Source organism: Lysinibacillus xylanilyticus (genome assembly GCF_001183605.1).
Lineage (GTDB): Bacteria > Bacillota > Bacilli > Bacillales_A > Planococcaceae > Lysinibacillus > Lysinibacillus xylanilyticus.
The window spans coordinates 547,254-566,303 of record NZ_LFXJ01000005.1 but is presented as its reverse complement, the minus strand read 5'-3'; the positions used below and the strand labels follow the sequence as shown (position 1 = coordinate 566,303).

Annotated in this window: 18 protein-coding genes; 4 read left to right on the top strand and 14 right to left on the bottom strand. The window is 37.1% G+C overall.

The features are described 5' to 3' along the window. Positions 1-172: 172 nt before the first annotated feature. From ACZ11_RS05695 to ACZ11_RS26195, 14 genes are all read right to left on the bottom strand, one after another. Complete coding sequence (locus ACZ11_RS05695; protein ID WP_049664413.1) at positions 173-1,276, bottom strand: C45 family autoproteolytic acyltransferase/hydolase; 1,104 nt, start codon at positions 1,274-1,276, stop codon at positions 173-175. A gap of 87 nt (positions 1,277-1,363) precedes the next feature. Beyond that, on the bottom strand, positions 1,364-2,212 hold the full coding sequence (locus ACZ11_RS05690) for a MerR family transcriptional regulator (protein ID WP_049664412.1): 849 nt from the start codon (positions 2,210-2,212) through the stop codon (positions 1,364-1,366). A 437-nt stretch (positions 2,213-2,649) separates the two neighbouring features. Beyond that, positions 2,650-2,970, bottom strand: coding sequence for a DUF1648 domain-containing protein (locus tag ACZ11_RS05685; protein WP_049664410.1), 321 nt, complete (start codon positions 2,968-2,970; stop codon positions 2,650-2,652). 164 nt (positions 2,971-3,134) lie between these two features. After that, a complete protein-coding gene (locus ACZ11_RS05680) occupies positions 3,135-4,703 on the bottom strand; it encodes a putative ABC transporter permease subunit (RefSeq protein WP_049664409.1) in 1,569 nt (522 codons plus the stop codon). Beyond that, positions 4,672-5,409, bottom strand: coding sequence for an ABC transporter ATP-binding protein (locus tag ACZ11_RS05675; protein ID WP_049667071.1), 738 nt, complete (start codon positions 5,407-5,409; stop codon positions 4,672-4,674). Before ACZ11_RS05675 ends, ACZ11_RS05680 begins: the two co-directional genes overlap by 32 nt. 554 nt (positions 5,410-5,963) lie before the next feature. Then, entirely contained in the window at positions 5,964-7,244 is a 1,281-nt protein-coding gene (locus ACZ11_RS05670) for an alpha/beta hydrolase (protein WP_082172687.1), read from the bottom strand. 13 nt (positions 7,245-7,257) lie between these two features. Next, positions 7,258-8,337 carry a DUF1648 domain-containing protein gene (locus ACZ11_RS05665; RefSeq protein WP_049664408.1) on the bottom strand — a complete coding sequence of 360 codons (1,080 nt, stop codon included), beginning with the start codon at positions 8,335-8,337 and terminating at the stop codon, positions 7,258-7,260. Between the two features lie 7 nt (positions 8,338-8,344). Continuing rightward, a complete protein-coding gene (locus tag ACZ11_RS05660) occupies positions 8,345-8,722 on the bottom strand; it encodes a GntR family transcriptional regulator (protein ID WP_049664406.1) in 378 nt (125 codons plus the stop codon). A gap of 506 nt (positions 8,723-9,228) precedes the next feature. Then, positions 9,229-9,606 carry a carboxymuconolactone decarboxylase family protein gene (locus ACZ11_RS05655; protein WP_049664405.1) on the bottom strand — a complete coding sequence of 126 codons (378 nt, stop codon included), beginning with the start codon at positions 9,604-9,606 and terminating at the stop codon, positions 9,229-9,231. 211 nt (positions 9,607-9,817) lie between these two features. After that, a complete protein-coding gene (gene argH, locus ACZ11_RS05650; protein ID WP_049664404.1) occupies positions 9,818-11,191 on the bottom strand; it encodes an argininosuccinate lyase in 1,374 nt (457 codons plus the stop codon). An 83-nt stretch (positions 11,192-11,274) separates the two neighbouring features. Then, on the bottom strand, positions 11,275-12,468 hold the full coding sequence (locus ACZ11_RS05645; RefSeq protein ID WP_049664402.1) for an argininosuccinate synthase: 1,194 nt from the start codon (positions 12,466-12,468) through the stop codon (positions 11,275-11,277). A gap of 473 nt (positions 12,469-12,941) precedes the next feature. Then, the gene (locus ACZ11_RS05640; RefSeq protein WP_049664401.1) at positions 12,942-13,697 is read right to left on the bottom strand and encodes an SDR family NAD(P)-dependent oxidoreductase; all 756 of its coding nucleotides are present in this window, start codon (positions 13,695-13,697) and stop codon (positions 12,942-12,944) included. An 8-nt stretch (positions 13,698-13,705) separates the two neighbouring features. After that, positions 13,706-14,653 (bottom strand): MBL fold metallo-hydrolase, encoded by a 948-nt coding sequence (locus tag ACZ11_RS05635; RefSeq protein WP_049664399.1) that lies wholly within the window; start codon positions 14,651-14,653, stop codon positions 13,706-13,708. 370 nt (positions 14,654-15,023) lie between these two features. Continuing rightward, the gene (locus ACZ11_RS26195) at positions 15,024-15,326 is read right to left on the bottom strand and encodes a hypothetical protein (protein ID WP_161804438.1); all 303 of its coding nucleotides are present in this window, start codon (positions 15,324-15,326) and stop codon (positions 15,024-15,026) included. Between ACZ11_RS26195 and proC the strand changes: the two genes are divergently transcribed. From proC to ACZ11_RS05615, 4 genes are all read left to right on the top strand, one after another. Beyond that, positions 15,325-16,131 carry a pyrroline-5-carboxylate reductase gene (proC, locus tag ACZ11_RS05630; protein ID WP_049664398.1) on the top strand — a complete coding sequence of 269 codons (807 nt, stop codon included), beginning with the start codon at positions 15,325-15,327 and terminating at the stop codon, positions 16,129-16,131. The two genes, ACZ11_RS26195 and proC, sit on opposite strands and share 2 nt — an antisense overlap. Before the next feature lie 45 nt (positions 16,132-16,176). Continuing rightward, the gene (gene namA / locus ACZ11_RS05625) at positions 16,177-17,187 is read left to right on the top strand and encodes an NADPH dehydrogenase NamA (RefSeq protein WP_049664396.1); all 1,011 of its coding nucleotides are present in this window, start codon (positions 16,177-16,179) and stop codon (positions 17,185-17,187) included. A gap of 585 nt (positions 17,188-17,772) precedes the next feature. After that, entirely contained in the window at positions 17,773-17,982 is a 210-nt protein-coding gene (locus ACZ11_RS05620; RefSeq protein ID WP_049664394.1) for a hypothetical protein, read from the top strand. Between the two features lie 28 nt (positions 17,983-18,010). After that, complete coding sequence (locus ACZ11_RS05615) at positions 18,011-19,000, top strand: DUF2167 domain-containing protein (protein WP_134008747.1); 990 nt, start codon at positions 18,011-18,013, stop codon at positions 18,998-19,000. Positions 19,001-19,050 lie beyond the last annotated feature (50 nt).

Genomic DNA, 19,050 nt, shown 5'->3' with positions numbered 1-19,050 from the left:
TCGATGAATGGTAATTTTTCTAGTTTATTATAAGTAAAGATAATCGAGATTTTGCGCTTTAGTATAAATGTCAAAATCGAGCGTTAATGTGTATTTCTTTCTTTTACGCAGTATGATCGTTTGTACATACAAAAAGACCTCTCACCAAACCAAGGATAGGTCTTTTTGTTGTTTAAGATTTTATTATTTTCCAAAATTCTGTTCCATAGCTTTTATTATTAAATTCAACAGGTGTTGATGTTTTCACAAAATTCTCGCCAACGTCTATTTTGTTTACCTGATTTTGTAATGGTGAGCCAAATGAAAATTCCATTTGCAAATCAGTAAGGTTAAATAAAATTGAATGTACTGTTCCAAAGCTTTCTTTGTAATTATGGACGGATAATCCGTTAGGGAACTCTGTTAAAAGAAGTTCTTGGATTTCATCAATAGATCTTTTTCCACTTTCCTTAAATTTCGCCTCTAAAATATCATATCTTAATTGAGAATGCTCGAGCTTGCCAGGCTCCATTTCTTGTATTGCTGAAAATAGTCCGTGGTTAGTTGCAATAAGATAATCGAGTTCTGCACGTTTAACTTCTTTTATCCCGTCATATGTTCCAATCAAAGCTGCGTCGCCATTTGCATCCGCAATAAGCATATTCATATTCGTTCCTACTGGCATATTGTTAACCATATAAATTGCTTCTTCGACATCTTTACAATTTTCTAACAGGGCTCTTACAATAACCATAAACTGTAACCCAGGTAGAACTGGTGGTCTCATACCAGGATATTTGCCAATGGGCATACCACATGATGCATATGCAACACATAGCCCCTTCTCATTTAAGCCCTCACTTCGACCAAATGTAGAAACAGAAAATCCTGTATGAGTAAATTTCCCTTCGACGTCTGTTGTACATAAACGCATATCTGAAATATCAGGTGATAGATCGTAATTTCTTAAAACATATGTTTTTCCATCCGCCATTTTTCCAGGTAATATAGCCCCTAAACTACATCCCCCTGGAATTAACCACGCATTTTGATAATAATTTAATTGTTCGGGCTCATAGCCAAAGCCTTCCGCAAAGCCTTCTAATTCTTTATTTAAACCTGGGCAATACTGCTCAATATGTGCTTTCATTTCAAAATAAGAGTTGTCAGAAGTTAAATTTTCCGTAAAGAATACCGATTTCGCAAAAGGGTTTTTTTGATATTCTCGCGCTTGTTGTTGCCCAATCTCGTACGAACTACCTTTAAGAAATGCAAACTGTCCTGTATTTGTTTTCATCAATATACCCCATTCTATATATTAGTAGCAAGATATTTCTTACCTTGCTAAATACAGAATAAAGTCTCCATCTACTGGAGAGTTTAGCTAGTTTTTTACTTTCACAAACACTTTCGTCAAAAAATCATTAGGATGTAGCTCCATATTTGGTTTAATATTAATTGGATTTATGACTTCAGTTGGGACTAACCCCTTTATGTATTGCTCCATAAACACCCCTTCTACCTGAAGGGATTGCTCAGTAAGCCATTCCTGCAAGCGACTATAGCCAAAATGTAGCTCTGAATACGGCCCTTTTACATCTATACAAGCATACTTGCCTTCTGATATTACTTTAATGTGCTCCCCCTGTTGAGTTCCTTTTACTGGTAACAGCAGTTCAACATCTGCTATATTTTGGTTCCTGTTCTGTTGGTGGAGAATTGCAACAAGCTCACCATCTATCTCAAATTGATACGCATATATTCGTTCAAATAATTTTTGTACTAGCTTATCCATTTCAATAATATGTATCTTTTTACGGATGGAGAGCACCTGTGTTTTTGGGCGTTCTTCTATGTAACAACTTGATAATATTGGCTTTGGATTAAATGTCTCAGTGTGCCTTATAGAATTTTTCACTTGGACAATATTTTGAATTTGTTCAGCGATTATTTCTTGTTGGTGCTCTAATTCCTGAACTTTTTTATTTAATCTTGCCTCTAAATCTTGCCTATCATTTTTTCTGTTAATAATCTGTTCAATTTCTTTTAATGAAAAATGGCAATGTTTTAGAACCTGTATAGTATTCAGCTCTTTCATTTTATCGTAATCATAATAACGATAGCCTGTCACTTGATCTATAAAGGATGGTTCGAGTAACCCAATATCACTATAATAACGAATGGTTTTTATAGGAACATTGCACAGGTTCGAAAATTTCCCAATGCTATACATAAAAACACCTTCTTTTTAAATAGTTGCATGTGCTATGTCATTCATTTTAAATGAATTAAAATAAACCTCTCCTTGCTTAGTTATTGTACGATAAAGTAGTAGTAAATGTTTCACTATAATGAACTTATTAACATGGTATACGTTTTAACAAATATCATCGACAACTTGCTCAAAAAACAAAAGAGTATGCTCATCATTTTTTGATTTGAGCATACTTCTTTTGGTTATATACTAATTTGTTTCGTACGGGTATTTACCTTGCTTCCGCGGGTATTTGCTCTGCTTCCGCGGGTAAACTTATCCATAATATGATAGATTAGTTGAGGACTATCAGAATGGATGGTACTGGGGGTGGAAAATGTATATCAAATTTTTCTAATGCGAAAACTGGGTTTTCAACAAGTAAAATGCAAAGAAGCTTAGAATTGCAAGAGGAATTACATATTCCAATTTGATAAGATTGTATAAACCATAAATCCACCTACTATTAAGTTCCCAAGAATTATAAATGGTAAGTTTCCTTGTAATTTAGTATTTTTCTTTTTCCCTACTCCACCTAACGCAGTAATCCCTATAAATAAAGACAATGCAGGATATATAAAGATAAAATACTTACTGCCATTTAAATTGGGACCGGCTATGTTGAAGGTAATAGGAATCTCATCCGATATATTTTGTACACCAATAATTGAAAACGCCAAAAACAAGGCACAAAATATCCAAGGAATTATACGTACTGACTTTTTAGATGTATTCATAATAATCTCCATTCTCTCCCTTGTCCGCTTCACGATACAAACAGTAATGAAAGCGAGTGAGCGGAACACTCTATTTTTCGATTTTTCAATTAATTTTAGTCTTTATTTAGCTTACTTTTTTCAATAATATTTAATAATTTCATCTTCACACTACTCTTCCCAAATTAAATAGGCTCACCATTTATTGTTTTTGCATATAACATGCTAGTTACGATGCCCAAGCATAAAATAATAATAACATCATATATACCTACTATCGAACCTGACCATAGTACTCTTGGAACTGCTGCAATGAATACCAGAATCGCTGCACCGAAAAACCCCAATACACTTGATATACTCCGCTTTACTACTTGGAGTTCTGATTGCCAACTATAATTGACAAATCTTAAATTAATAGCGACTCCGTATATTGCTGAAAATACTGCAAATGCACATGGAAGAAGTACTAATGTGATGGAATGAAATAATGTTGCTCCAAACACTCTTCCGATTATTATTCCGTTTATTATCGTAAGAGGTATTGTAAGCGTAAGATTAACAAGTATCTTACTCTTTACAACCAATTCTTTCGACAATGGAAAAGTTTTGATTATCCAAATATTTTTACCTTCAAGTGAAAAAGACACGCTACTTGTATTTGATAGGCATACCATCAATGACATTATATACGGTGTTACGCCATACAGAGTCTCTACTGTATTAATAGTATTTATCGGCATATTTTCCATCACTTTTGTAATTGAAATCATTAAAGAAATCGTAAAAATAACCATCATGATCATTCCGAATGTTGTGTTTATTAAGTACGTTGTGGACGAAAATAGTCGTTTGATTTCTTTCACATATAATGCTTTTAATTTACTTGATCTTTTTAATGTTTTTATTTCATATTTTTTGTTACTACTCATTGATCGTATTCTAGTATTTAGTCCTTTGTATACAAATGAGAGACCTATAATGAAAATCACTGTTAACACTATTGAAACTGCTATATATATAAGAAAATCTCCCACTTTTCCTGTTACCAGTATTTTATTAAACAAATAAAACATTGGATACACTTGGTTAGCCTGATTCAATATATTTGTTAAGATCAATTTCATATCGCTTGGGTCTAATTTATAACTACTCAATGTTGGTGCTAATACTAAAAATAAAATAATACACATATAGCTAAATGAAGAAACCGCACGAGAATATTTTGCTCTCGATGAAACTTCTAAAACTACTATACTAACAATTGATGCTATAATTGATGGCACTAATGCAACTGTAAGTATTCCAATCAGTATCTTTATCCAAAAAACGCCGCTTACTGTTCCTGTAAAGAAATATACTGCTCCCATTAGAAGCATGATTATTAAAGATACTACCGTATTCAAGAAATATATATATAAGAATCTACTTACTACTATTATCGATGTTTTAATAGGAAGTGACATTAATGTGTCATAATCTCTTTTTCCAAAAAACTCATCACTAGCACTAAAAAATGCTATAAACAATGATATAAGAGTACTCACTAAGAATGAATATGCAAGTATGTGTTCTCTCATATTATATTCATTCAGCAAATATCCAAGACTTGTAATATACGCTAGCCCGAAAGCAGACGCAAGAAATATACCAACAATAGCCATTTTATCACCAAAGTTGGCTTTACCTTTTAGGGTATTAAGTCTCACTAGTGAAATAATCCTAATTTTCAGAAGAATCGATAAGTGTTTCATCTTTTAACTCCTTCATAAAGAACTCTTCCAATGTTTGATTTTGTATTATGTCATCCATCGTACCACTATAAACTAGCTTTCCACGATTAATCATGGCCACCTTATTACAAAGCTTTTCTGCAACATCTAAGACATGTGTTGAAAAAAATATTGCATTCCCTTTAGCAGTCATTTTCTTCATTATCTCTTTTAAATCAACTACTGCTTTTGGATCAAGACCTACAAATGGCTCGTCCAGAATCAAAAGCTTTGGTTCATGAATAATAGCCCCAGTTATTGCTAACTTTTGCTTCGTTCCATGAGAATAAGAGGATATTAGATTTCCAAGACTTTCTGTTATCCCAAACATTCCAGAATATTCTTTTATTCTCTTTACTCGAACATCTTCCGGAACTCCGAAAATATCTGCTACAAAATTTAAATACTGGATTCCTGTCAAATGTTCATATAATTCGGGACTATCAGGAATATAAGCAAATTTCGATTTGCATACAAGCGGCTCTTTCTTAATAGAATGCCCATCAATGTAGATGTCGCCTTCTTCAAAATCTAGGATTCCTACTACTGATTTGATTGTTGTACTTTTCCCTGCTCCATTATGACCTATAAATCCAAAAACATCGCCATTTTCAACACATAAACTTATGTTATCGACAGCTTTTTTTTCACCTTTATACACTTTTGAAAAATTTTTAATATCTAGGATTCCCATTCTTTCATCTCCTTATCTTATTATTACCGATCGATTAACTTCACCCTCGCTAATGACCTTCGTAAAGCTTTCACGGAAATCATCACAAGTAAATGAAATGAAAAAAGTGGATATCATCAAATGTTTGAAGTTTAAATCCATCTGGAACTTTGCTTCAGAATAGGGGGTATCATTACTCACTCTTGGTTTTGAATGGGAGCTTTGCAAACTCTAATTTTTCAAGTGGACTGTTGCTAAATGGCTTTCTGGTAGTCTTCGTTCTGATCTCTACGATTCTCTATTTTATGCTCACAAAGTACAGTTAGATTCAGAACTTATAGTCTAACTTGGCTTACTTCCTATGATTGAAAGTAAACCAAGTTCTTTTCTATTATTTTTTATGCTCAGACCATCTTTCAAGTCCTTCCTCACCTTTGAAAGCGCATTCTCTTATATCGCTTTGGATTGGTGAAGAAAATATAATCGCACTTTTAATTTCGCCTAATTGTATATCAGAAACTTTCACTATCGATTCCTTTGTAGAATCAGACCTTCTCCATTCCTAGTCTCTATTTCTTAATAAATTGCTGGATGGCTGGCAACAATTCTTTATGAAGTGGTAATGATGGGTCTGAATACGTCGCTAAATTTTTCGCGCGATCTGCTGTAGCATTTTTTAACACATGATTCATGCCGTCCATATATACAAGCTCGGCATCTGGTTTACCTTTCTTTAATGCTTCCGCATCCGTTGCAACTACTTGTAAGTCAGTTGTTCCTTGAACAATTAAAACTCGGCTACTTACTTTTGCTAACTCACTTGCAGGGTTATATTTTAACCATGAAATCATATATGGTTGAATGGAAGATCGGAAGAGAGATTGTAATTCTGGTGAAACGTTCTTCACTAGCTCGCCTTTTTTCAAGGATGCAAGAGCATCTGTTGATTCTTTTAGAAGGGCTGGTGTAAACTGACCTTTTACTTGCTCTAACAGAACTTCATCTATTGGTCTTCCAGTGCCTGCGATGGAAACAAAGGACTCTACCTTTGCTTTTTGTGCGGCTAGCAAACCGATCAGTGAGCCTTCGCTATGACCAATAATATGAACACTTGAATAAGCTTTGTCGGCTAACAGGGTATTTATTACTTGAACTGCGTCATCTACGTATTGGTCGATCGTTAAATCCTCTTCCTTTGTTAAAAGGGATTGATTATCGCCAATTCCACGTTTATCATAGCGAACAGTTGCAATACCATCTTTTGCTAAGCCTTCTGCAATCATTTTTAAGCTATTATTTTTACCAGCTAAGGCTGAATTTCCATCCTTATCCGTTGGACCAGAGCCTGCTATAATAAGCGCAACTGGAGATGGCTCGTTACTAGCCTTTTGAAGAGCCGCTGTTAACTCACCATTTTGAACAGGAATCTTTAACGTTTCATACGTAACTGGTTGTTTTGGCTGTTCTTTGAATGGCTTTAAGACAAGTGGGAATTTGCCACCATTTTGTTGGAATGTTGCTTCTATTTGCCCATCTTTTAATGTGCCATTAATTTCAATTGCAGAGCCATTTAAGTTGATGGAAACATTCACTTGATCTCCATTATATGTAATGCTTTTAAATGGATAATTCCCTTGCCCAGGTACTGATAGTTTCCCGTTATCTTTTTGCAAATCAACGATAATTGGAAATGCTCCATTCGGTGTCTCAATATTCCCTTCCCATTTACCTATTAGTTGTTCATTCATTTTATTGTCCCCTTTCGTCTCTTTCCCTTTTGTGTTGTCTTCCTTCTGAGCGCATGCTGCTAATAATAAAAGTGCACAACATAAAACTATAAGTTTTTTCATAAAATCTCTCCCTCTATATGAAAATGACTAACAAGATTGGTAAAAATATGACAAGTAAAATGATATAGCTCCATTTATTCGCCATATTCACAGTCCAACCAATACCGTATTTCTTTTCTACTAATAGTGAAGGGTCATTTTTATTACTATAAAAAATACCCCATTTCCAGTATCGATCATCGGCTGAAGCTGTTTCGTTTGTATGTAAATCATCAAAGCGCTCATTACTTTTACTTAATTTCCAATTGAAGAGGATAAGTCCCCCTAAAGAAACGATCATAGATACAATAAAAAGAGGGAAGAAATAAGGAGCTGTTTGATCTTTTAAAATCACTGTCGTGTAATGTAAAACAACAAAAAGAATGGTCATATTATAATTAATCGCCGCTAAATACCAGCTGCCATATTTACGCTGAGTAAGCTCTCTATTGGCCGAAGCTTCTTTCGCCTGTGCGCTCAATTGAATTTTGGCACTTTTCATACCAAAACTTATAATGAATAAGCTAATTTGTGTCCCTAGTAAAATAAGTGGCATGACAATTACAGAGATCCACGTTTTTTCAGTCCAACCGTCTGCCTCACCTGCTGCATTCCAATGGGTTGCAAACACATCCGGAATGGCATTGTAATTCATATAGGTAAAGGTAATCAACGCTAACGTGATAATAATTGGTAATGCGAAAAATATAGGTGAAAGTACTTCATCTCTATCACGTAAAGATAGATCCGTCACATAAACAGTTTTGACATGTGCCTCCCAATTTTCTTGTTTTTTTAGTTTTTTTATTTTTATATGATAAGACATAGAAAGAGCAGCTGATAGGAGAAACATGACACATAGGAATATAAAGGATAGTAAAACAAATTTCTCTTCCTGAATGGACGTCAATAATAGTAAAATTTGGCCTAAAAGAAATGCAGCTGCGATGCTCCCTACAAACATGCTGTAGTGCTTTTTAAATAGTTGTAATTGCTGATGTTGCACATAGGGCTCTGGAATTGACACACCAAACACTGTTGTTTTTCTCGACAAATATGGTGTTACTGTTTCCAGTACCCCTGCAAAGATGAAGATGCTTAATATAAAAAGCATATTTCCCCTACTTCCATTGTTTTAAAATTCGATGAAACAAACTTGTCATCTGATCTTTTTCGAGACCACGTGCAAAGGCCTCTGCCATAATTGGTTTTAATGCATTTTCTACTTTTTCAACTTCCGTCTCTTCCAGTTCTTTTTTTTGACCACCGATAATGATAGCCTTTGCTTTCGGCTTTAATTCGATTAACCTTTTTTCTTCAAGTTCATGATAGCTCTTACTAACTGTGCTAACATTAATACCTAAATCCGAAGCCATTGAACGAACTGAAGGTAATGTGTCACCATTTTTTAGCTTTCCCTTAGCAATTAACTCAATTAACTGATTCGATAACTGTTTATAGAGCTGTAATTCACTGCTTGGATCTAAATGAATATTCATTTTCTCCCTCCAATCTGTATCGCTTATCACCAAACAGAAATCTGTCATACTTAGAGTAATACAGTTTTCTGAAAAAGTCAAATTCTTCTATAAAGTGATAATTAATCGGTGCGTTCCTCTTCTCACCAATCGGGTTTTAGGGCAATTAATGTTAAATAAAAAAGGACCCAGAAAAATTCTGGATCCAAGAACACTTATTTCTATTGATTATATCTGTATTGTTTTTTGCTTCTTCTTAAGCTACAGCAAAACAGAATATCCTCTGCCTCACCAAATTACTTAAGATTTTTTAGAAGCTCACCTAATACAACTGTGGCGGACTTTCCTGAGATTCCTGGTCTTTGGGTGTTTGACTACTCATTCTACATCCTCCTAATCACATTAGATTAATAAGTGATTCCTCTCTTAATATGAACCGTTTCGTAAGTGTTTATTCATGTGAAGAGCATTTTTAACAACAGTGGCTTCTTCAAGAATAAAACTTCACGAAAATGCAGAGTTTTATTTTAGGCGTCTTCTTTAAAAACCTGTTGCGCAATGGTTAAAGCATTTTGGACACGTGGAAAACCAATGTATGGTACTAATTGTAATAATGCTTCCACAATTTCTGTCTGTGTCAAACCTGCATGTAGACCTCGTTTAATATGTGTTTTTGTTTGTGGGGTAGCACCTTGAGTTACTACTGCTGTAATGACAACAAGTGCACGGCTTTTTGCATCTAGCCCTGGTCGAGAATAAACATCACCATAGGCAAATTCAATAATCATTTTGCGTAAATCTGGTGCGATGTCAGCTAGTGCATCTGCCTCAAGCATTCTCGCCGCTTCTTCCTTTGTTACATACTGTTTAATTGTTTCGTACCCCTTTGAAAAACGCTCATTCATTGAAATCCCTCCCTTTGTTATTTCTTTACACAAAAACCCCAATTCCGCGTCTCCAGAATTGGGGATTGTCCTTCACCTATGTAAGGGGCTCTTTTTCGTTTCGCCCTCTAGCTCTAACGAAAAAGGAAAATGGTTTTTCATAGTGCCTCACTGGACAGCTTTAATGAATATCTATGCAAAAGTCACAAGGACATGCACGCTAAGGAGATGGTTAAACAAGACAAGCTTTTGCTTTTTCAATTTGGATTATTACTTGATCAAATCCTGTACCACCTAATGAATGACGACGACGAACGGCTGCTTCAGGTGCTAATACATCGTAAATATCCGCTTCGATAAGCTCACTTTCTTTTTTCATGTCTTCAAGCGGTAAATCTAATAAGTAGATACCCTTTTGAATACATGTGAATACAAGTTTTCCTGTCACTTCATGTGCTTCACGGAAAGGCATACCTTTTGTTGCTAGATAATCTGCAAGCTCCGTAGCATTGGAGAAGTCAGAGTGTACTGCCTGGTGCAAACGCTCTGTATTGACTGACATTGTGCGAATCATACCTTCAAAGATTTTTAGAGAACCAAGAATTGTATGGACTGTATCAAACATACCTTCTTTATCTTCCTGCATATCTTTGTTGTACGTTAATGGTGTTCCTTTAAGAACGGTTAATAAGCCCATTAAGTTACCGTAAACGCGTCCCGTTTTTCCACGGATTAACTCTGCCATATCAGGATTTTTCTTTTGTGGCATAATAGAAGAACCTGTTGAGAAGGCATCATCTAATTCGATAAATTTGAATTCATCTGTCGACCATAAAATAATTTCCTCAGCAAAACGAGATAAATGCGCCATTAATAATGATGAATTGCTTAAAAATTCAACGATAAAATCACGGTCACTTACCGCATCCATAGAGTTTGCATAAACCTCGCTGAAGCCTAAAAGCTCCGCGGATTTTAAGCGGTCGATTGGGAAAGTTGTCCCTGCCATCGCACCTGCGCCTAAAGGCAGAATATCGATACGTTTAAGCGACTCCGTAAAGCGTTGTTTATCACGCTCTAACATCCAGAAATAGGCCATTAAATGATGGGCAAATGAGATTGGTTGAGCACGTTGTAAATGTGTATAGCCCGGAGCAATTGTCTCTACATGCTCCTCAGCTTTTTCAAGCAATGTCTTTTGGAATGTCTCAATTAAACCGATTGCTTCCTTCACACGTTTTTTCAAGAAAATATGCATATCCGTTGCTACTTGGTCATTGCGGCTACGGCCTGTGTGAAGCTTTCCACCTACAGGACCAATTAAATCAATGAGCATTTTTTCCAGATTTAAATGAATATCTTCATTGGCAACTGTAAATTCAAGCTCTCCTGCGATTGCTTTTTCTTGTAATTGTGCAAGGCCACTGAGAATTGCCTCTACGTCAGCAGTTGGTAAAATTCCTGTTGCGCCAAGCATCGTAACATGCGCTACGCTACCTTCAAGGTCTTCTAGAACAAGCTGTTGGTCAAAGCCAATCGATGCGCCGAACTCGTCCACCCATGCTTCTGCTGATTTTTGGAAACGTCCGCCCCAAAGTTTTGTCATAACAGCTCACCTTTTCCTTACATTCTTTTTGAAAAAGGTGCAGTACAACGTTTAATGCTACACTACACCCTGCTGTCAAAAGATTATTTTTTATTTACTGAAGAGTTAACTACTGTTGGAAGACCCCATAATTCGATGAATCCAACTGCTGAAGCATGGTTGAATTGATCTTCTTTAGAATATGTTGCTAGCTTTTCACTATAAAGTGAATTTGGAGATTTACGTCCTTCCACAATTGCATGACCTTTGTAAAGCTTCACGCGCACAGTTCCGTTCACAAACTTTTGTGATTCAGCAAGGAATGATTCCAGTGCTACACGTAAAGGAGAGAACCATAAACCATCATAAATTAATTCAGATAATTTTTTCTCAATGACTGGCTTGAAGTGTGCTAACTCTTTTACAAGCGTTAAGTCCTCAAGCTCTTTATGAGCAGTTAATAGCACTTTTGCTCCTGGAATTTCATATACTTCACGAGATTTAATACCAACTAATCGGTTTTCTACGTGATCGATACGACCAACACCGTGTGCTCCAGCTACTGCATTTAGCTCTTGGATTAAATCAGCAAGCTTCATTTCTTTACCGTTTAAAGATACTGGCTTACCAGCAACAAATTCAATTTCTACGTATTCCGCTTTATCTGGAGCATTTTCCACAGAAACTGTTAAACCGTATGCTTCTTCTGGTGGAGATACCCATGGATCTTCCATTATGCCCGCTTCATTTGCACGACCCCATAAGTTTTGGTCAATAGAGAATGGCGAATCTAACGTTGCAGGAATCGGTACATCATGCTTCATTGCATATTCGATTTCCTCATCACGGCTCCAGCCCCACTCACGTACAGGTGCTAACACTTCTAAATCTGGATTTAAAGCTTTGATTGAAACTTCGAAACGAACTTGGTCATTACCTTTACCTGTGCAACCATGAGCTACTGCGTCCGCATCTACTTGGTTTGCAATTTCCACTAATTTTTTAGAAATTAATGGACGAGAAAGCGCCGATACTAGTGGATATTTTTGTTCGTACCAAGTATGAGCTTGTAATGAGATTAATGCATATTCTTCAGCAAACTCATCCTTCGCATCTACCATATATGATTCAATCGCCCCTACTTGAAGAGCTTTATTTTTTACGAATTCAAGGTCCTTACCTTCACCAACGTCAAGACAAACTGCAATAACGTCCCAACCTTGTTCTTTTAACCACGGAATTGCTACAGAAGTATCAAGACCTCCTGAATATGCTAATACTACTTTTTTATTCGCCATAAAAAATACGCCTCCAATTAATCTATAAGATATGTATGTTTATACATCAACTTAAAAGTTTATACACGAATAGTATCATGTTATAAAAATAAGCGCAAGTGTATTTTTATAAATTTATAGACTTTTATGTTTATTGTAAAAAGTGAGTCACTTCAATACTTTTTGCTCCTTTACAAACTATGAATATTTTTACTCGGAAAAACGAATTTTTACTAAATACATGAATGTATATGATATAAATTTCAGGATAGTAAATAATTCTCCGGCAAAACGAGGGGGTGATTTCCGTTCAAGATGGGCGCCTTCAGGGGGCATACGATGAGCAAATAATAAACGTTATAATAAAAAACTGTAAACACACTCAAATTTTTTACTTGAGTACGTTTACAGTTTAACTTCTTTCAGCAATGTTTTTTTGTAACGTAAGTGAAACGACAGTTACAATTATTTTCTGTAAGGCATAATTGATTAACCTATTTTTTATTAAAAAATGATTTACCTAAAAATTCAACGGTTGCAGGTGCGATTGCATACAGCTTGCTTGTTACCCCCATGATCCTTGGTAAATTAACCTCTCGGACAGGGCGCTCGATCGTTTTTACAGTAGCTTGTGCCACTTCTTCAGCTGTTAATAAAAATCTTCCTAAAGACTCGCGATAGCCACTTTCATCACTCGCCTTATCTAAAAATGGTGTATCAATTGGACCTGGATGTATCGCAGTGACTTTAACATTATACGGAGCCAGTTCCATGCGAAGCCCATTCGTAAAGCCGACAATCGCATGCTTTGTAGCAGCATAAACACTAGCCTTAGGTGTCGCTACCTTTCCTGCCTGTGAGCCGATGAAGATTAGCTGACCTTGCTGACGTTGTATCATAGGTGCTGCTAGACGTTTTGCTAAATACATCGGAACACTGACATTTAGCTCTACCATTTGTCTAATAGCTTCATCTGATAAGTCAGGTGCAATGCCAAATTTACCTACCCCGGCAGATAAAATCGCAACATCAAGAGGTGGTAGCTGTGCACATACTTCATCGATTGTAGATAAATTAGTTAAATCTGCTTGGATCACGTTTGCACCAACGCGTTCTAATGCTTTCAATGCCACTGTATTGCGTCCTGTTGCATAAACCGTATGACCCTGTGTAACTAATATTTCTGTAATTTTCAGTCCAACACCACTAGTTGCACCTGTAACGAAGATAGTCTTTTTATTCATGTTCATATTTAAACCTACTTCCTTTGAAATAAATAGATACCTTCTTCGGTTTTTGTAGATGTAATGAAATTGTTGGCCTCTAAGTAATCTAAATAACCGAGCGTTTTAGATAACGTCAGACCTAGCTGACGTTGAAAAATTGATGGGTAAAAGCGCTTCGTTACTTGTACAGCGGTTAATGATTCGTCACCAAATAATTCGCAAACCTTCAAAGATTGCTGATGCTGGCGTGCTCGTCGTTTATCAATTAAATCTGGAATATTCTCTAGCTCAGCACCATGTCCCGTATACATCTTTTTTACGGGTAATCGACGCAAAGTTTCGAGCGATTCATTATATTGTAGTAACGATTTAGTACGTCCTAATGTACGATCTAGTGGTGGCTCAATTAACGGGTTTGGCGTTATTTTTTCAAGCAATAAATCTCCACCAATTACATCATGAGTATTTTCATCCCAGAAGATTAAGTGACTTTGTGCGTGTCCTAATGTTTCAATAGCCTTTAATCCTGGATGTCCTGGCACTTCATCCCCATCGTTAAGAATTTGTGTTAATGGTCGTTCCCCTACAAGCTCTATTTCACGGCGGACATGTACACTCGGCTGGATATATTGTTGAGGAACACCGTGCTCAAATAAGCGCTCACTGTAAAACTGCACATGGTAACGTAAAAAATCCTCGTCATGACGAAGCCATTTATCGTTATAGGCATGCCCTAAAATTTCTGCGTTTGGAAAGGCATCCACCCAACCTGCATGATCTGGATGATGATGGGTTAACACAACCTGTTCAATATCTCGCATGTCAAAGCCTGCTGCACGAATACCCCATTTAAGCGCATCATAGGCTTCCATTGTTTTTGGACCAACATCAAAAATTGTCAATGCATCGCCCTTTACAACAAATGCATTCACATCTCCTACTTCATAGGGTGTTGGTATTTCTATTTTGTATATAGACAAAAGCTGTTTCCCCCTTTTATGCCACTAGTGAATACCGATTCATTCTATTTTACAAGTTTTTCTTCTTTTCGTCACCCTCCTGTTGACAGGTCGACGTATTATCAATATAATTTTGAATAATCTAATTATTTATGTGCGTTGATGAAGCCAAGTACGTAATTGGTGAAGGTGTCCTAGAGAGTGTTACATTTGCTGAAAGTGACATCACCCGCTCCCATTACCGAACCTACTTCTGAGCAGTTATGAAAACATAACCGTCTCCCTTGCGATAAAAGGGCTATGAGTTGTGCCAATTGGCAAACAAAGGTGGTACCGCGGAAACAAAAGCGTTTTCGTCCTTCTATATAAGGACGAGAGCGCTTTTTTATCTTTATTCAGTAGATCTTTTTTGTGCGAAAGTGAAGCGACAGCAACAAATGTTTTGGTAGCGAAAGCGAAGCGGCAGCGGCAAATGTTTTGGTAGCGAAAGCGAAGCGGCAGCGGCAAATGTTTTCTGTTGCGAAAGTGAAGCGGCAGCTACAAATGTTTTCTGTTGCGAAAGCGAAGCGGCAGCTACAAATGTTTTCTGTTGCGAAAGCGAAGCGGCAGCTACAAATGTTTTCTGTTGCGAAAGCGTAGCGGCAGCGGCAATTACGCCAAGGCGGAATTGATTTTGAACTGGAGGTTTTTTCATGAAAAAAATACTATTTATTGGTGCAGGCTGTATGGCGGAGGCATTGATTCAGGGCTGGATTAAAAAAAAGGTATTTACGGCACAAGAAATTTACGTCACCAATCGCTCAGACAAAGAACGCTTACTTTTTTTACACGACACATATGATGTAAATTGCAATTTTGATCAAGATATTTATCAGCAGGCTGATTTAATCATTTTAGCAATGAAGCCTAAAGATGCCGTTGCAGCGATGCGTGAGCTAAAGCCTAAAATTACAGAGCAATCAGCTGTCCTTTCTATTTTAGCTGGAATTGCTATTACTACTATTACAGAACATTTAGGTGCTCGTCCAGTTGCACGCGTTATGCCTAACACTTCTGCCACTATTGGGATGTCTGCAAGTGGAATTGCATTTAATGACAGAGTAACAGCAGAACAGCGCTCCTTTTTCTTACAGCTTTTAGAGGCCGTCGGTTCAGTTATTGAGGTGGATGAGGATCAATTACATGCTGTAACGGCTCTTTCAGGGAGTGGCCCAGCTTATATTTATTATTTAATGGAGGCATTTGAACGGGTTGGTACAAAAGTCGGTCTCTCGAAGGATACAGTACGACTATTAATGACGCAAACACTAGCCGGTACTGCTGAAATGCTAAAACAATCCGTCGATGAGCCTGATGTATTACGCCGTAAAGTAACAAGTCCAGGCGGTACAACAGAAGCTGGAATTAAAGCTCTTGAACAATATCAATTTAATGAAGCCATTGAAGCATGTATTAAAGAAGCAGAAGCTCGGTCTCGTTCACTTGCAAATAGTAAATAATGTGTGCAAAATAAAGTATATCACTAGGGATTAGGGGGCTTTATTTTGGCTAAATTATTTGAATCTTACCAATTACAAAATATTTCTTTAAAAAATCGTGTTGTGATGGCACCGATGTGTATGTACTCGGCGCAGGATGATGGGCTTGTCACACCATTCCACCAAGTACATTATGCAACGCGAGCTGCTGGTCAAGTTGGTTTAATCATTGTCGAAGCTACTGGTGTTGTACCTGAGGGTCGTATTTCTAGTAACGATCTTGGAATTTGGGATGACGCTCATATCGAAGGTTTAAGTCAATTAGTTCAAGGAATGAAAGCATACGGAGCAAAAACCGGCATACAGCTTGCACATGCAGGACGTAAAGCAACTGTAGATGGAGAAATATTTGCGCCATCAGCCATTGCATTTAGTGATGCCTATAAAACACCAACTGTGATGACATTAGAAGACATCGAATATGTTGTAGAAGCATTTAAACAAGCAGCTGTCCGGGCAGCTAAAGCAGGCTTTGATGTTCTTGAAATCCATGGAGCACACGGCTATTTAATTAGTGAATTTTTATCACCAGCAACGAATAAACGCAATGACCAATACGGTGGCTCTCAAGAAAATCGTTATCGATTATTGCGCCAAGTTATCGACGCTATTCGTAGTGTTTGGGAAGGTCCTTTGCTTGTGCGTGTTTCCGCTGAAGACTATGCAGAAGATGGTACAACAATGGAAGACTTTACCATTTTCAGTCGCTGGATGAAAACACAAGGTATCGATTTAGTGGACGTTTCTACAGGTGGTGTCGTGCAAGCACATATCAATGTTTTTCCAGGCTACCAAGTAACTCATGCTGAAGCAATCAAGCATGGTGCCGATATTCCAACTGGAGCAGTCGGCCTTATTACAACAGCCATTCAAGCAGAGGAAATTTTACAAAACAATCGCGCTGACTTAATTTTCCTAGCACGCGTTCTTCTGCGCGATCCATATTGGCCACTTCATGCTGCCAAGGATTTAGGAGAAGAAGTTACACCTCCTGTGCAATACGTACGAGGCTGGTAAAAATAACGGCTATGTCATAACTGCAGATAATATAGAGACGTTATTGAAGGCAATTAATGAAGAAATTAAACAAAAATCCTCTTTATTGAAATGAAAACAGCTTGTTAGCATAAATCAACAAGCTGTTTTTTACTTTTTGAACGATGGCGAAGATACCTTCCTGTCTGCCACAAAAATCATGAATATTACAGTATATTCTACCATTCGCAATACCCACATTGAACCTTTAATACCAAATAAATACGTTTCGATTCGTTCTTAACCTTCCTCTCTTTCCTACAATGTTGATACTCACCATCACCATGAAATTGTGGTATTTCTTTTCTTTCCTCATTTATAAAAGAAATCGCATATATGTACAAATTATTTTTCCTATAATATTAAGCCAAATATTTAATTTATATATTAGTTAGTTGGTTGGTGAATTATTATTAACTCAATAATCCGTAATCACTAGAAATACCATCTTATCACTAATAGGTCATAATTCCTACAAAAAATTAATGACTATTTACACGGTTGCCACATTTTGGGATATAAGATAATCTATAGAAGTGTTTTTTTCCATATTAAGGGGGGTTAATTATGTTACGTACTGGTATTGTGTTTTTAATTTTGGGACTAGGGGCATTCATACTGCCACAATTCGGTTTGCAATTTAAGTTATTTACCGTTTTTGGCGACATTTTTGGCGGTGGCGAAACCTTTGTTGAAATTGCTATTGCAGGTATCGGCGCCGTCCTAGTAGGCATTCATTTATTTAAAGGAAATAAGGACAAGTCGTCCGCAGCGTAGGAAGACATGGTTTGGGAGGAAGTTATTTTTGAAATCGTTAATTGCAAAACTATTAAAATCAGTATCTGTTATGACTTTAATTATGATGGTGTGTGCGGTTCCCGCATTCGCCGAAGAAGAGCTAAATTGGATAGAAGGTGGACAGAAAGTTGACGTTGGGACCAATTTAGCGGAACTAGAGTTAAGCAGTGATTTTATTTTTCTTAATGCCGAAGATACGAAAAAGTACCTAAAGCAGGGCGGAATGGAACCAAGCGGGTCAGAAATCGGCGTGGTTTTCCCAAAGGATGAAAATCAGACTTGGGCCGTTTATTTCGAATATGAAGAATCTGGACATATAGAAGACGACGAGAAAGCGGAAATCGATGCTGATGCCTTGTTAGAAAGCTACAAAGAAGGTACGGAAGAAATGAATAAGGAGTTAAGCCCTGAAAATCAGTTATTTGTTGATAAATGGGATGTTGCTCCATTCTACGACAGCCAATTACATAGTTTGTCGTGGTCTTTATTGGCGCACGATTATCAGAACAACGGTGTTATTAACTACAATGTGCGAATACTATCCCGCGAAGGCTATATCTCTGCGATACTCGTTTCAGATCCGGCGAATTTGCAGGCCGATCGTATAGTGTTTAACAACAAGATTCTGTCGCAGTTTAACTTAAAGCAAGGTCAGCGGTATGAGGATTTTGACAAAAAAACCGATAAAGTAGCTGAATTCGGTTTGACAGGATTAATTCTCGGAGGCGCGGGTCTGGCGGTTGCCAAAAAAGCCGGCTTGCTTGCAGTGCTCATCCCTCTATTGAAGAAGTTTGGGATCGTGCTTGTACTGGTCATCGGCGCTATTTGGGGATTTATTCGCAAAAAAATCGGATTGAAGAAAGAGCAGTCGGAGGAACAACCGACACAATCGGAGCAATCCGAACAGCCCGAGCAACCAGCACAGTCGGAGCAACCGGAACAATCCGAGCAACCGGCACAGGATCAGGAGAATGACCGCAGCAAGGTTAATTTGTAAAAGTAATAACCACTAAACGTTTCGCGGATGTGGTTATTGAATTGTTTCAA